This window comes from Aliivibrio thorii (assembly GCF_057368585.1).
Genome location: NZ_CM170654.1, coordinates 50863 through 66605, shown reverse-complemented (window position 1 = coordinate 66605; position 15743 = coordinate 50863). Strand labels below are relative to the sequence as shown.

The following is a 15743-nucleotide window of genomic DNA, read 5'->3' as shown; positions in this document are numbered from 1 at the left end:
ACTGTTGTCATCCTGTATTTTCACCTCACCCTCAAGTAGTGGTAGGATAAGGTAATTATTTTGATCGGATACTACTATGTCACAGCAATTACCAGTTCGTATTGCCACTCGTAAAAGCCCTTTAGCTCTATGGCAAGCTCATTTTGTTAAAGACGCGCTACAGTCTCTTCACCCTGGTTTGGAAGTAGAATTAGTTACCATGGTAACTAAAGGTGACATCATTCTTGATACACCATTAGCAAAAGTTGGCGGAAAAGGATTATTCGTAAAAGAACTTGAAGTTGCGATGCTAGAAGGTCGCGCTGATCTTGCGGTTCACTCAATGAAAGACGTGCCCGTTGAGTTTCCTGAAGGATTAGGTTTAGTCACAATTTGTGAGCGTGAAGACCCACGAGATGCATTCGTCTCTAATACTTATACTTGTATTGAAGACTTACCACTAGGTTCAGTTGTTGGTACTTGTAGTTTACGTCGCCAATGCCAGTTACAAGAAGCACGTCCAGATTTAATTATTAAAGAACTTCGCGGTAATGTAGGTACTCGTCTAAAGAAATTAGACGACGGTAATTATGACGCGATCATTCTTGCCTGTGCAGGTCTTATTCGTCTTGGTCTAGAAGATCGAATCAAAAGCTCAATTGAACCAGAGCAATCGTTACCTGCTGTTGGCCAAGGCGCTGTCGGTATTGAAACTCGCCTAGATGACACTCGTATTCGTGCTCTACTTGAACCACTTAATCACCCAGAAACCGCACATCGTGTATTGTGTGAGCGAGCAATGAACAACCGTCTTGAAGGTGGCTGTCAGGTTCCGATCGGTAGTTATTCATTAATTGACGGTGACCAGATTTGGTTACGCGCTTTAGTTGGTGAACCGGACGGCACTATCATGGTTCGTGGCGAAATTACGGGGCCAGTGTCAGATGCTGAAGCATTAGGTACGCAATTGGCTGAGCAACTACTTAACGATGGCGCGAAAGATATTTTAGATCGCCTATACGCAGACGCTTAATATGACCATATTGGTGACTCGCCCTGAGCAAGAGAGCCAAGCATTGTGTGATGCCCTAAAAGCATTAGGGCATCATGCTATTTCTCATCCTCTTTTAACTATTCACCCAGGAAAAGAACTCCCTCTGTTACCATCGCTTTTTTCTTCTTTGTCTGATGGTGATTTTATCATCTCAGTCAGTCAACATGCCGCTGAACACGCACAAAACTTCCTCGAAAAACAGAACAAAAAGTGGAAAAAAGGTGTTAATTATATAGCGGTTGGTCAAAAGAGCGCTCAACAGCTCAAAACCTATATCTCAGATCCAGTACACTTTCCAACACCAAGCGACAGTGAACATTTACTCGCACTTCCTGTCTTAGAAAACGTTACTGGAAAAAGAGCTATAATTCTAAGAGGCAATGGTGGACGAGACCTTATTTATCAAGCACTCGAAGGCCTTGGGGTAAAAGTTACTTATTGTGAAACTTATCAACGACAACTTACGTCATTTAATGGTTCAATAAAAACCAAAGAGTGGCAAGTGAAAAACGTAGATACATTGGTGGTAACCAGTGGTGAACAACTCACTTTTTTCACTTCACAATTTACCAACACAGACTTAAATTGGGTATTAACGTGTCGATTATTAGTGCCTAGCGAACGAATTAACCAAATTGGACAACAGCTTGGTTATCAACATATTGAAACGGTTGGCGGAGCCTCTAATTCCGACTTGCTGCACTATCTCAGTGAGCATCATCATGATGGGACTTTCAAATGACAAAAAATAACAATAAGCCACAGCCTGCCGAAGAAAACGCAGCGCCGGTTATCGCGTCTTCTTCAGTTGCACAAGAGCAGAAAAAAACAGAACCAACTACGTATTCAACTTCTGCCGCAACACCTAAAAAACAAGAAAAACTTGTTGATAAAAAAGGACGTCGTTTAGGCACTGTTGCGATTATTATTTCGATCTTATTAAGTGGTGGTGCCTTTTTAGCATCGCAACAGCAAGTAACTCAGCAACAGATTAAAATTGCTCAACTTGAACAACAATTAAAAAGTGCAGACAGTACTTTTGATGCAAAATTAGTCACAGCAGAGCAACGCATTACAGATAAAGCAGATGAGACTGTTCGTAAAGCAACGGTACTAATGCAACAACAAAATAAAAGTATTGCCAGCCTCCAATTGGCAATTGCCGATATAAAAGGCCGCCGTCCTAATGATTGGTTGCTAGCAGAGGCTGATTACTTAGTAAAAATCGCAGGTCGTAAATTATGGCTTGAACATGATGTCGTCAGTGCGACGCGTTTGATGGAAAATGCCGATCAACGTATCTCCGCACTTAACGATCCAAGCCTAACGCCTCTTCGCCGTGCTATGGCAGACGATATTGCTACGTTAAAAGCGATTCCATTAATTGACCGTGATGGCTTGGTGTTAAAACTGAATAGCCTAGAACAACAGATTAATAAACTGCCTCTTGCTAGTGCTGTACTCCCTGAAGCTGATGCAGTAGAACAAAAGAAAGTGTCAACTAACATTAATGATTGGCAATCAAACTTAATGCAGTCTCTGGATGACTTTGCTGGTCATTTCATTACTTATCGTGTCCGTGAAGGCAATGTCATTCCTTTGCTTAGTCCCGAACAACATTTTTACCTAAAAGAGAACATCAAAGGAAAACTACTGCTTGCTTCTAAAGCGCTATATCGTGAACAAAGTGAAGTTTATGCGACCTCACTAGAGAGTGCTAAGCTATGGTCTTCTCAGTACTTCCAACAAGATGATCCCGCGGTTAAGAGTTTCATGGCGCAATTGGACTCACTAGCAAAATTCAAGGTTGATGTTCGCTACCCACAAAAAATGGAAACACAGGCTTTATTATCAGACTTCATTTCTGAGCGCTTACGCCGAAATGTTCAAGCCGTTGGGTCCGATCCAGTCAAAGCAACGCCAACAAAAAAAGCTGAAATGGTTGAAGGAGATAAATCATGATCCGATTACTTCTTCTGGCAATAGTCTTAGTCGGTGGATTAATCGTGGGAACGACGTTCGCCGATCAACAAGGTTATGTATTAATTTCAGTCGCAAATACAACGGTTGAAATGAGCTTAACAACGTTAGTTCTCTTTATCGGTGCGCTAATCGCCGGATTATTCTTATTAGAAATAGTAGTTAAACGTATTCTCTCTGTCAGTAATTTTACTCGTGGTTGGTTTAGTGCTCGTCATTTACGAAAAGCACGCTACAACACGTTCAAAGGTATGATTAAACTGCATGAAGGTGAATGGAAAGAAGCTGAACGTCTAATCACTAAAGGCGGTCGCCACAACGACTTTCCATTATTGAATTACCTTGCAGCAGCAGAAGCCGCACAAGGTCGCCAACAAATAGAACAACGTGATCGCTACTTACAATTAGCCTCAGAGCAAGCTGATAGCACACTCGCTGTTGCGCTCACTAGTGCTAAACTGCAAATGCGCGAAGAGCAATATGAATTGGCTCTTGCTACACTCCAATCTGTAAAAGTCGATTACCCTCGCAACCCTGTTTTATTAGAGTTGCTTAAAGAATGTTATTTAGCCCTAAATGAATGGCAAGCATTGAAAAACATCATCCATCCATTAACGAAAGCAAATTTGATTTCAGATCAACAAGCTTTAGAGTTAGAAGAAAAAGCTGAATGTGGATTGATGGCCTTTATTACTTCGAACAAAGGCACTGCTGGCTTATTAGAACATTGGAACTCTTTACCTAAAAAACTAAAGAAGCACATTCCTATATTGATATGTTTAATTAAACAATTACATGCTCGTAAAGCCGATTCTGAAGCGTATATTATCTTGCGAGATAACCTAAAAAAACGCAGTGATGATCGCTTAGTTGAATTATTACCGACTCTAAATCTTGCAGATTATCACCCTGCAACGATATTGCTTGAAGACATGGCAAATTACGATATTCGTAACCCTGTGATTCAAAGTACACTTGGCCAGCTTTATATGCGGACGCAAAAATGGCAGCCTGCGCGTGAACATTTCGAAGCTGCATTGGAAGTACGTGAAAATATGTCTGATTACGCCTACCTTGCACGAGTGCTAGATAAACAAAACCGTAAGCAAGCGGCGGCTGATCTTTCTCGTAAAGCATTAACTATGGTTGATGATAACAACTAATTATACTTAAATACTGTTCATAAAAATGCCACTTCAAAAGTGGCATTTTTATTTGTATTAACTAAAGCTAAAATTAGATAAAAGCGAATGCATCACCAAACAATTGCTCTTTCTTCGCTTGTTTCTCTGTTATGAATTGTTCACGCGCAGCGCCTGCCATTTCAAAACGACCAGCAATATAAATATCCATTTCCGCTAAAGAATTAAAATCGGCTTTTACCGCTTCAAGTACATTACCTGTTTTTCCTGCCCAGTTTTCTGCTTTCTCAACAACAGGTACAAACGTAATGTGTTCATGTGCTGCGGCAATCGCTTCAATCTCTGCTTTAGCATATAACTGACATTCATCACGGCCACCCCAGTATAGGAAGATTGGCTTTTGAATGTTTTGGCTGATGCTATGATCTAAAATTGAGCGCACATAACTGAAACCTGTACCGCCAGCAATTAACAGCATTGAGCGCTCACTGTCTTCACGGATCCATGCTTCACCATGAGGCGCATCAATTTGAATATCTCCGCCATTCTCTAGCGCGGCTTTCATTGATTCAACCACTTCTCCCGCATAAGCATTGTGCTCTGCTGCACCAATATGAAGCTCAATTTCGCCTTCATGGCGGCAAGGGCTACTAGCGATTGAGAATGGGCGTTTGTCTTTCTCTCCCATAACAACCATTAGATATTGACCCGCTTTAAAAGCAATGGGCTGTTCTGGGTGAAGTAATATTTGAAAAGTATTACAAGCCAATGGCTCGATAGACTTTACTTTGCAATTGATTGGCATGACTTTCCTTTTTCAGCTGATACCTATTTAAAATGGTATTTATACGCTGTAATTATTATGTGTATTGAGCATTAAGCTCTAATTATACGGGGAGGATTTATTCTAACAACAGCACTAAATCACTTTTTGCTGTTGCCTGACACGCAAATACCCACCCTTCTTGTTGTTCTTTGTCGGTTAGAAGCGGTTCTAAATCGTATTCTATTTCCCCTTCTAACTTTTTACATAAGCACATGGCACATGCACCTACTTGGCATCGATTTGGGTAGTTTATCCCCGCTTCTAATGCCGCATCTAAGATGGTTTGCCCTTCTTCGATGTTGAATTCTTTTTGCTGTGGGAGTAAGGTTATTTTTTTCATCACACCTTTCTTTATCTTTTTCAGAGCTTAATGAAATACCTTTTCGTTTACTTTATCCAGTGAAATGAAATGTCTTTCCGCAAAAGCAGAATGGATTTAATTAATGTTGATAGCTTATCGATAACAACAGCTGTTTTGCTACAAGACATTACACTTCACTAAAATATGTAGTAAACCAATACTTATTTGAAAATACCTAATTCATCCCAAATGGCATCGATTTTAGCAACAACTTCTGAGTCTTTCTTGATTGGTGTACCCCACTCACGAAGGCACTCATCTTCCCATTTATTGGTCGCATCAAACCCCATTTTTGAATGACCAATTCCGTTTTGTAAGAACAGCGTATCTCTTGCTGGATCCATTCGAGTGGTGACCGCCCAAATAATGTCGTTCCAATCACTCACATCAACATCGCCATCACATACAATAACAAACTTATTCTCATCAAATTGAGACCAAACAGCCTCCATGACCTTTTTGCCATTACCTGAGATTTGTTTATCAATAGACACCACTACCATGCTCGCATTGTCATTCTGCAAATGAATATCAATGATTTCAGGGCACGTTTTAGTAATTTCAGCCAGACAACCTTCAATATTTTCTTTATTGGTTAGTAAGCATTCAACATCTGGTGACAGTGCTAATTCAGCATCCCATTTCTTAGTGATATCTAAACCCATTTTTGAGCCTAAACCAACGACTGGCGAAGCAAAATCTAATGAATCGATTGGTGTGTTCTCTATCATCAAACTATCACGTGATGGGTCCATATGCTGAGACATTGCTGCTGTTACTTGTGACCAATCTCGAGCATTTACTTCTTCGTCGCATACTAAAACAAATTTAGTGTACATGAACTGGCGCAAAAACGACCACACTCCCATCATCACGCGTTTTGCGTGTCCTGGGTACTGTTTCTTCATCGTCACTACCGCCATGCGATACGAACAACCTTCTGGTGGTAAATAGAAATCAATAATTTCAGGAAACTGCTTTTGTAAGATCGGCACAAACACTTCGTTTAATGCCACACCTAATACTGCTGGCTCATCTGGTGGACGGCCTGTGTAGGTGCTGTGATAGATAGGATCTTTACGCATGGTGATATGCGTTACGGTAAATACGTGATGCTTTTCAACTTCGTTATAGTAACCGGTGTGATCGCCATAAGGACCTTCATCGGCAAATTCTGTTGGGTCGATATAACCTTCAAATACAATTTCAGCACTGGCAGGAACTTCTAAATCATTACTAATAGACTTGGTGATCTCAGTTCGACTACCACGCAAAAGACCCGCAAATGCGTATTCAGATAAGGTATCAGGGACAGGCGTTACTGCGCCAAGAATAGTGGCAGGATCGGCTCCAAATGCGACAGAGACAGGGAAAGGTTCACCGGGATTGGTTTCCATCCAATCACGTAAATCAAGCGCACCACCACGGTGAGCAAGCCAACGCATGATGACTTTGTTTTTACTCAGTTTCTGTTGACGATAAATACCCAAATTCTGACGTTTCTTATTTGGGCCTTTAGTGATAGTTAAACCCCAAGTTAATAGCGGGGCAACATCATCTGCCCAACAACTCATTACGGGGATTTTATCTAAATCAACCTCACCACCTTGCCAAACAATCTGCTGGCAATTTGCCTTGCGAATATTCTTAGTTGGCATATTCAATACTTGCTTGAATACAGGCAATTTATCTAGTGCGTCTTTAAAACCCTTTGGTGGCTCAGGCTCTTTTAAATACGCCAGTAATTTACCCACTTCACGCAGTTCAAGAACGTCTTTACGTCCCATACCTATCGCAACACGTTCAGGTGTACCAAATAGATTCGTTAATACAGGAATATCGTAACCGATAGGATTTTCAAACAACAATGCTGGACCACCCGCACGTAAAGTACGATCGCTGATCTCTGTCATTTCATAATGAGGGTCAATGGGGTGTGAAATGCGTTTTAACTGCCCGATCTCTTCCAAGTGATCGAGAAAATCACGTAAATCCTTATATTGCATCGCTATCTACATGTAGTGAAGTTTGGATAGATTATACCCAAACTCCCTCATATCCCCAACCTACTTCAAAGCCATTAACTGGAGTTAAGTCTAATTACACTAACGTTGTGATAATGCTAAACGTACATGTTGTTGGCGTACCTTGTTTCTCGTTGTTGATAAACTCTCTAACCAAGGAACATGACCGTAATTCGCCAGATGCATAGCAACCGCACCACCATCTTGTATATGATCAATCTTAGCTAATAGAAAAATTTGAACTTCCTGAGGAAGCGGATGAAGCTTTGCAAGCGAGGCAAACGCACTTTGTTTTAACTAAGGGTTATTCGTTGCAGCCATTAATTGTTGAGTCGCAAATGGATCTGGCGCGGCATTCGATAAACGCTCCAATTCAGAAATACTGTATTGATCTTTACGCATCTTCCATAAGATTTTATACATATCATTACTTTTAGATAACTGTGCCAAACGCACCATCACCTCTGTCGTTGGTAGCCATACTGATAATGGATCACCAGTAATTTGAGAAACTAAATTGTCCAATGCTTCAGGCGTTAAACTGTCTAACTCTGCCAATACAATAGATTGACGAACTCGAACCTCATGGGGTTCACCTACTAGCCATTCAGACAACACTAAACGATGCTCTTCTGCTGCAAGAATAAAATCTAAAACTTGTTGGTCTTTCGACATTTGGCTTAACACACGAGAAGCTATACTCGAATAATCAAAAGCCAGTTTAGTCACGACATACCCATTGCCTTGCTCTTTAATTGTATACGTTGGGTGAATAGATAATTGTTCTTTTAGCCAGAGAGTGCCTTTGGGATCTAAAACTAAATTTTGTTGCTCTATTTGCTGTAGCAACATAAAACGAACCGCTTCTTGTTGCGGCATTGAAAGGCGGTTAAGAGAAAAGTTGAGAGTAATGATATCTCCATCAATCAAATATTGATGTAGTTCATCCACCTTCTTATTAAGTCGCTGATCAACTAATAAACTTTGTGCAAAGTTAGGTTGAATTTCTGACGCAGATACGTGACCAACCAGCAAACTTGCAGAGAGGAGGATCGATGCTAACAGTCCTTGTCGCATATGTTGCTCCTTTAGATAAACTAAGCGGACATTCCTATTCCAAAGCTTAGTACAGATGATGATGCCGTCAAATTAACAAATAAGCAACAAAAAACGCCACCTAAGTAGGCAGCGTTTTATTATTTATAGAACTAAGTATCAATTACTGAGTAAAGACTCAATTATTGACGACGCATCGCATCAAAGAACTCATCGTTCGTTTTTGTCATTGATAATTTATCAATTAGGAATTCCATTGCATCTGTTTCGCCCATTGGGTGAACAATTTTACGCAGAATCCACATTTTTTGTAGCTCATCCGTCTTAGTCAGAAGCTCTTCACGACGAGTACCTGAACGGTTAAAGTCGATTGCAGGGAATACACGTTTTTCCGCAATTTTACGGTTTAGATGTAATTCCATGTTACCAGTACCTTTAAACTCTTCGTAGATAACCTCATCCATTTTAGAGCCAGTATCAACCAATGCCGTTGCAATGATAGTTAAACTACCACCTTCTTCAACGTTACGAGCTGCACCAAAGAAGCGCTTAGGACGGTGCAATGCGTTTGCATCCACACCACCAGTAAGCACTTTACCAGACGATGGAATAACGGTGTTATAAGCACGAGCAAGACGAGTGATTGAATCCAGTAGGATAACCACGTCTTTCTTGTGTTCAACAAGACGTTTTGCTTTCTCAATAACCATTTCAGCAACTTGTACGTGACGAGATGCAGGCTCATCAAACGTTGATGCAATTACTTCACCTTTAACTAGGCGTTGCATCTCAGTTACTTCTTCTGGACGTTCATCGATAAGTAAAACCATTAACTCACACTCAGGGTGGTTATAAGCAATACTTTGAGCAATGTTTTGAAGTAGCATTGTTTTACCCGCTTTTGGCGGAGCAACAATCAAACCACGTTGGCCGCGGCCAATTGGTGATGCTAAATCAAGAACACGTGCTGTAATATCTTCAGTTGAACCATTACCACGCTCCATACGTAAACGATCGTTCGCGTGTAGAGGAGTAAGGTTTTCAAAAAGGATTTTATTACGAGCATTATCAGGACGGTCATGGTTAACAGCGTTTACTTTAAGAAGGGCAAAATAACGCTCGCCATCTTTAGGTGGACGAATCTTTCCAGAAATCGTATCACCTGTACGCAAGTTAAAGCGACGAATTTGGCTTGGAGAGACATAAATGTCATCCGGGCCAGCCAAATAAGAACAATCTGCTGAACGAAGGAAACCAAAGCCATCTTGAAGAATCTCAAGAACACCATCTCCAAAGATGTCTTCACCGCTTTTCGCATGTTGCTTAAGGATGGAGAAGATGATGTCTTGTTTTCTTAGACGAGCTAGGTTTTCTAGGCCCAATGATTCGCCAAGAGCAACAAGATCCGATACAGGTCGGTTTTTAAGTTCAGTAAGATTCATAGTGGTAGGTAGTTGTTTAGTCAAAATCAGATTCTATCTTTAGTTGATTTAAGAATGGATGACCTTCGAGCTCGGTCAAGAAATGAGATCGTATGAAATACGCCCGATAAATTATCACTTATTCGCATTTGAGTCTAGGGCTTGGCCCTGATTTCTAAGCTTAGCTTAGCTCAGATAAAACAAAACCGCACATAATTTCTCATTATATACGGTTCTATCTGACTTAATTTCACCCTATATTATAGGTTTGCATCAAGAAACTCTTTAAGTTGAGTTTTAGAAAGTGCACCCACTTTCGTTGCAGCTACGCCACCATCTTTAAACAAAAGAAGCGTTGGAATGCCACGGATACCAAACTTTGGTGGTGTTCCTGCATTCTGATCGATATTTAATTTACCAATCGTTAGCTTACCTTCGTACTCGTCTGCGATTTCATCCAGAATAGGAGCAATCATTTTACAAGGACCACACCATTCTGCCCAGAAATCTACTAATACTGGGCCTGCAGCATTGATCACACTTTCTTCAAAACCGCCATCTGTAAGCTGCAAAATTTTGTCGCTCATCGTCAACTCCAACGTTAAATTTAAAGGCTGATTTGATGATAACCAGCAAATTGATGCCCTATTTGAATGGAATACGTTTCGTATTGCAAGCTTTAACTGATATTCTATAGCAATGAAAAAGACGCACATCACAGAGCAAAAGTTTGCCGACCTAGGTTTAGAGCCTCAGGTCCTTGATGGTTTGAATGCAAAAGGGTTCATTAAATGTACTCCTATTCAAGCTAAGGCATTGCCGGTACTGCTCGCCGGCCAAGACATTGCAGGCCAAGCCCAAACGGGTACAGGTAAGACGCTAGCGTTCCTTACTGCTACTTTTAATCACCTATTAACGACACCTGCTCCTGAAGGTCGTAAAATTACGCAACCGCGAGCCATTATTATGGCTCCGACGCGTGAACTTGCGATTCAAATCTTCAATGATGCAGAGTCACTGATCGCAAGCACTGGCCTAAAAGCCGCGTTAGCTTACGGTGGCGAACGTTATGAAAAACAACAGCAAGTCATTGAACAAGGTGTTGATATTTTGATCGGTACTACCGGTCGTATCATCGACTTCTATAAGCAAGGTCACATTGACTTTAAGATGATTCAAGTGGTTGTCCTTGATGAAGCCGATCGCATGTTCGATCTCGGTTTCATTAAAGATATTCGCTTCATCTTCCGTCGTATGCCAGCGCCAACAGAACGTCTAAACATGCTGTTCTCTGCAACGCTATCTTACCGTGTACAAGAGCTTGCTTTTGAACACATGCAAGAGCCAGAGCACGTTGTTGTTGAACCAGAACAAAAAACAGGTCATCGCATCAAGGAAGAGCTTTTCTATCCTTCAAATGATCACAAAATGGCATTACTTCAAACGCTTATTGAGGAAGAATGGCCAGATCGCGCGATTATCTTTGCAAACACTAAACACAAGTGTGAATCAGTTTGGGGTCACCTAGCTGCTGATAAACACCGCGTTGGTCTTCTTACTGGTGACGTTCCACAGAAAAAACGTGAGCGCATTTTAGAAGAGTTTACTAAAGGTGATGTCGATATCCTTGTTGCTACTGACGTAGCCGCTCGTGGTTTACACATCCCACAAGTAACTCATGTATTTAACTTCGATCTACCAAACGAAGCTGAAGATTACGTTCACCGTATCGGTCGTACAGGTCGTGCTGGTGAAAGTGGTAACTCAATCAGCTTCGCGTGTGAAGAATACGCAATTAATCTTCCAGCAATCGAAGAATACATTGAGCATTCAATCCCACAATCTGATTACGACTCTTCAGCATTATTAGAAGATTTGCCAGCACCATTACGTCTACAACGTCGTCCGCAGCAAAATCGTCGTAACGGCAACAACAATGGTCAACGTCAAGGCGGAAATCGTAAATACTCTCGCCCACGTCAACCTCGTAGCCCTCAGGCATAATCTGAGTTCTACGGAAAAATAAAAAGGATGTTATGAAAAGTTCAACAATATCACCTATGTATGCCGCCATTGATTTAGGGTCCAATAGCTTCCATATGCTTGTTGTGCGTCATATAAATGGTAGTGTGCAAACCATGGCCAAAATTAAACGTAAAGTTCGTTTGGCTTCTGGATTAGATGAAAACTACACACTCAACCATGAAGCTATGCAGCGTGGGTGGGATTGTTTGAGCTTATTTGCAGAACGCTTGCAAGACATCCCAGTAGAAAACATTCGCATTGTAGGCACCGCAGCATTGCGCGTCGCTACCAATGTGGATGTATTCTTAGAAAAAGCCAATAAAATCTTAGGTCATGACATTAACGTGATCGAAGGTGAAGAAGAAGCTCGCACTATTTACCAAGGAGTTGCACACACTTCTGGTGGTAATGGCCGTCGCTTAGTTGTCGATATAGGCGGTGCAAGTACAGAACTTATCATTGGTGAGGGTTTTGAGGCACAGGCACTCACAAGCCTAAAAATGGGTTGTGTTACTTGGCTTGAAGGCTACTTTAAAGACCGTGCATTAACCAAAAATAACTTTGATGCGGCCATTGCTGGCGCAAAAGAGACGTTAGCTCCAATTTTACAGCAGTATACCGACCTTGGTTGGCAAACCTGTGTTGGAGCAAGTGGTACGGTTCAAGCATTGCAAGAAATTATGTTGGCGCAAGGCATGGATGAGGTTATTACCTTAGCCAAGCTTAAGCGCCTTCAAAAGCAAGCAATGCAATACGAACACTTAGAACAATTAGATATTGATGGTCTTACTCTTGAGCGCGCCTTAGTGTTTCCAAGTGGTTTATCCATTCTTATTGCTATCTTTGAGTTATTAGATATTGATTCAATGACACTAGCAGGTGGTGCTCTGCGTGAAGGATTATGCTATGGCATGATCGAAGCACTTCAATACGATGAAGTATGTAAAAGAACCATATCAAGCATTCAACAGCGTTATCAACTTGATACTGATTACGCTCAACAAGTGACTGAATTAGTAGAACAACTCGTCACTCAATGTGGTGAAAACTGGTTCAGTGAGCCACAAGCTTTACCACTGTTAAAAGCGGCAGCCCAACTGCATGAAATTGGTATGTGCATTGATTATAAAAAAGGAGGCGAACACTCTGCCTACTTAATCAATGCCTTAGGTTTACCAGGTTATACTCGCGCTCAGAAGCACTTATTAGGTGAGTTACTACGCCGTTATCGCGAGCAGTTCTCTACGATGCCAACTCAACACGCGGTATCTGATTTATCCGCTCAACGCATGCTACGTATTTTACGTTTAGCGATTATTCTCACTCATCGTCGTGATGTGAATTTAGCACCTACTGTAACGCTATCAGAAAAAGATGATGTTTTGTCATTGTCAATTGATGGGGCTTGGTTGGCGGCGAATCCTCTAACGAGATCTGAGTTAGAGATTGAAGCGGATAAGCAGACGAATATTGGTTGGGATTTGGTTATAGATGCTAGGGACTAGTATTTAGGAACGAGTAAGAGCCTATACGCTGCGCTAACTAGAGGCTAGAACGCTTCTATAAGAGAAAAAGCAAGTGCCTTATTGGTACTAGTTTCAGGATTCAGGATTCAGGATTCAGGATTCAGGATTCAGGATTCAGGATTCAGGATTCAGGATTCAGGAAAAATAAAAGCATGATGATTAACTAAAATCATCATGCTTTTTTGTTTTTTGAATAAAGAACTTACAGCATTCAAAATTCTTGCTTTTATAGTTTCTAGTTAGCGCAGCATATAGTCTCTAGTTAATACCAAAGCTACCCCTTAAAACCTTTAAGCGAAGCGATCTGAACCTTGCTCTTATTTCTCTTCCGCCAACCACTCAGCGACATCTTTCGCAAAGTAAGTCAAAATGCCATCAGCACCTGCACGCTTAAAGCACAACAGAGATTCCATCACAGTATCTCGCTCACTCAGCCAACCATTCATAATAGCGGCTTTGTGCATCGCGTATTCACCCGATACCTGATAAGCAAACGTAGGCACTTGAAGTTCAGTTTTAACACGACGAACGATATCCAAGTAAGGCATTCCTGGTTTAACCATAACCATGTCCGCACCTTCATTGATGTCCATTGCTACTTCATGAATGGCTTCATCACTGTTTGCTGGATCCATTTGGTAGTTCTTTTTATTACCGCCTTTTAAGTTAGACGATGAACCGACTGCATCACGGAACGGACCGTAGTAACAAGACGCATATTTTGCAGAATACGCCATGATTTGCGTATGAACATAACCCGCTTTCTCTAGCGCTTTACGGATCTCACCAATACGGCCATCCATCATATCTGACGGAGCCACCACATCAGCACCTGCTTCAGCATGCGATAACGCCTGCTTAATCAGAACTTCTGTCGTTACGTCATTCATCACGTAACCATTTTCATCAATAATGCCATCTTGACCGTGAGTCGTGAATGGGTCTAATGCCACATCAGTAATCACACCTAGCTCTGGTACGTGAGCTTTTAATTCTTTCACAGCACGCTGAACTAAGCCTTCAGGATTGTGAGCTTCTGCTGCACATAAGCTTTTAGCATCTTGAGAAACCACTGGGAAAAGTGCAATCGCAGGGATGCCTAAATCATATAAACGCTGTGCTTCTTCAAGTAGTAAATCAATCGATAAACGCTCAACACCTGGCATTGAATCTACGGTTTCACGACGATCTTTACCCATAAGCACAAACATTGGGTAGATTAAATCATTTACGGTTAATTGGTTCTCAGCCATTAGACGACGGCTAAATTCATGCTTACGCATACGACGCATACGACGGTTTGGAAACGCACCTTGAATGGATACAGACACACTGAGCTCCTTTTGTATTTATGATGCGATCAATATATACCCATCGCCTTTTGAATCCAAATTTTCTTAGAGATCTGATTTTTACGATTAACTTGGTATGATAGAAAATATAATTTTAATAAAAGAGCCTTAATTATGATTGATACTCATGCTCACATATACGCAAAAGAATTTGATGAAGACCGAGATTTAGTGGTTCAACGCGCCTTAGCACAAGGTATTGATCTAATTTTATTACCAAATATCGACTTAGAATCTATCGAACCTATGCTAAAAACCGAGGCTGCCTACCCTGATATTTGTCGCTCGATGATGGGATTACACCCTTGCTATGTGAATGCTGATGTTAAGCAAACCCTAGCGATAATCCACTCTTGGTTTAAGAAACACAACTTCATTGCGGTAGGTGAAATAGGCATTGACCTATACTGGGACAAAACCTTTAAAGCTGAACAAGAGATGGCTTTTATCACCCAATTAAATTGGGCAAAAGAGATGAAACTGCCTGTTGTTATTCATACTCGTGATTCTATTGAAGAGACATTAACCCTTCTTGAACAAGAGCAAGATGGCTCATTATCAGGCACTTTCCATTGCTTTGGTGGCTCAGTTAATGAAGCTAAAGCGATCAATGATTTAGGCTTTCACTTAGGTCTTGGTGGTGTTTCTACTTTTAAAAATGGCGGTATGGATAAAATCATTCCACACCTTAATATGGACTATTTAATCTTAGAGACCGATTGCCCATATTTAGCACCAGTACCTCACCGTGGTAAGCGTAATGAGCCTGCATATACGCAGTTGGTTGCTCAACGTGTAGCGGATTTACGTGAGATGAGTCTGGCGGATGTTGATGCGATTACGACGACTAATGCGAAAAGACTTTTTGGGATTTAAGATCAAAAAATAGACGGCTTCACCTTGAGAGCGCTTCGCTTAAGACGCAACAAGTTGCTTGAGAGGTGAAACACTGAATAATTAAGCCCTGCATTCACAACCCCTCCTAACCTCCCCTTAT

The 15743-nt window shown here is 41.2% G+C and carries 14 protein-coding genes; 7 read left to right on the top strand and 7 right to left on the bottom strand.

The features are described 5' to 3' along the window. Positions 1-76: 76 nt before the first annotated feature. The 4 genes from hemC to AC2IP4_RS00265 are packed head-to-tail and all read left to right on the top strand — an operon-like array spanning position 77 to position 4176. Positions 77-1012 carry a hydroxymethylbilane synthase gene (gene hemC / locus AC2IP4_RS00280; RefSeq protein WP_375321505.1) on the top strand — a complete coding sequence of 312 codons (936 nt, stop codon included), beginning with the start codon at positions 77-79 and terminating at the stop codon, positions 1010-1012. 1 nt (position 1013) lies between these two features. Then, complete coding sequence (locus tag AC2IP4_RS00275) at positions 1014-1775, top strand: uroporphyrinogen-III synthase (RefSeq protein WP_375321504.1); 762 nt, start codon at positions 1014-1016, stop codon at positions 1773-1775. Next, on the top strand, positions 1772-2995 hold the full coding sequence (locus tag AC2IP4_RS00270; RefSeq protein ID WP_375321503.1) for a uroporphyrinogen-III C-methyltransferase: 1224 nt from the start codon (positions 1772-1774) through the stop codon (positions 2993-2995). Before AC2IP4_RS00275 ends, AC2IP4_RS00270 begins: the two co-directional genes overlap by 4 nt. Then, positions 2992-4176, top strand: coding sequence for a heme biosynthesis HemY N-terminal domain-containing protein (locus tag AC2IP4_RS00265; protein ID WP_486310456.1), 1185 nt, complete (start codon positions 2992-2994; stop codon positions 4174-4176). The genes AC2IP4_RS00270 and AC2IP4_RS00265 overlap by 4 nt, the downstream gene beginning before the upstream one ends. Positions 4177-4249: 73 nt before the next feature. On the opposite strand, the gene fre is transcribed toward AC2IP4_RS00265, so the two are convergent. The 6 genes from fre to trxA all read right to left on the bottom strand — a co-directional run bounded on the left by fre (position 4250) and on the right by trxA (position 10430). After that, positions 4250-4960: an NAD(P)H-flavin reductase gene (gene fre / locus AC2IP4_RS00260; RefSeq protein WP_375321501.1), complete on the bottom strand. Its 711-nt coding sequence runs from the start codon at positions 4958-4960 to the stop codon at positions 4250-4252. Between the two features lie 97 nt (positions 4961-5057). Continuing rightward, complete coding sequence (locus AC2IP4_RS00255; RefSeq protein ID WP_105056661.1) at positions 5058-5321, bottom strand: 2Fe-2S iron-sulfur cluster-binding protein; 264 nt, start codon at positions 5319-5321, stop codon at positions 5058-5060. Positions 5322-5503: 182 nt separating this feature from the next. Then, positions 5504-7348 (bottom strand): 4-hydroxy-3-polyprenylbenzoate decarboxylase, encoded by a 1845-nt coding sequence (gene ubiD / locus AC2IP4_RS00250; RefSeq protein ID WP_486306877.1) that lies wholly within the window; start codon positions 7346-7348, stop codon positions 5504-5506. 315 nt (positions 7349-7663) lie between these two features. Beyond that, positions 7664-8443 (bottom strand): hypothetical protein, encoded by a 780-nt coding sequence (locus tag AC2IP4_RS00245; protein ID WP_486310455.1) that lies wholly within the window; start codon positions 8441-8443, stop codon positions 7664-7666. A gap of 161 nt (positions 8444-8604) precedes the next feature. Continuing rightward, positions 8605-9864, bottom strand: a complete 1260-nt coding sequence (gene rho / locus AC2IP4_RS00240) for a transcription termination factor Rho (protein ID WP_105056658.1) — start codon at positions 9862-9864, stop codon at positions 8605-8607. Between the two features lie 239 nt (positions 9865-10103). Then, positions 10104-10430, bottom strand: coding sequence for a thioredoxin TrxA (gene trxA / locus AC2IP4_RS00235; protein WP_005416871.1), 327 nt, complete (start codon positions 10428-10430; stop codon positions 10104-10106). Between the two features lie 112 nt (positions 10431-10542). Between trxA and rhlB the strand changes: the two genes are divergently transcribed. Then, the gene (gene rhlB / locus AC2IP4_RS00230; RefSeq protein WP_375321498.1) at positions 10543-11847 is read left to right on the top strand and encodes an ATP-dependent RNA helicase RhlB; all 1305 of its coding nucleotides are present in this window, start codon (positions 10543-10545) and stop codon (positions 11845-11847) included. A 32-nt stretch (positions 11848-11879) separates the two neighbouring features. Then, entirely contained in the window at positions 11880-13373 is a 1494-nt protein-coding gene (gene gppA / locus AC2IP4_RS00225; protein ID WP_486310454.1) for a guanosine-5'-triphosphate,3'-diphosphate diphosphatase, read from the top strand. 338 nt (positions 13374-13711) lie between these two features. Here gppA and hemB read toward each other — a convergent pair whose 3' ends face one another. After that, entirely contained in the window at positions 13712-14725 is a 1014-nt protein-coding gene (gene hemB, locus AC2IP4_RS00220) for a porphobilinogen synthase (protein WP_105056656.1), read from the bottom strand. A 135-nt stretch (positions 14726-14860) separates the two neighbouring features. Here hemB and AC2IP4_RS00215 point away from each other — a divergent pair, with 135 nt between their 5' ends. Continuing rightward, on the top strand, positions 14861-15622 hold the full coding sequence (locus AC2IP4_RS00215) for a TatD family hydrolase (protein WP_375321495.1): 762 nt from the start codon (positions 14861-14863) through the stop codon (positions 15620-15622). Positions 15623-15743: the final 121 nt, after the last annotated feature.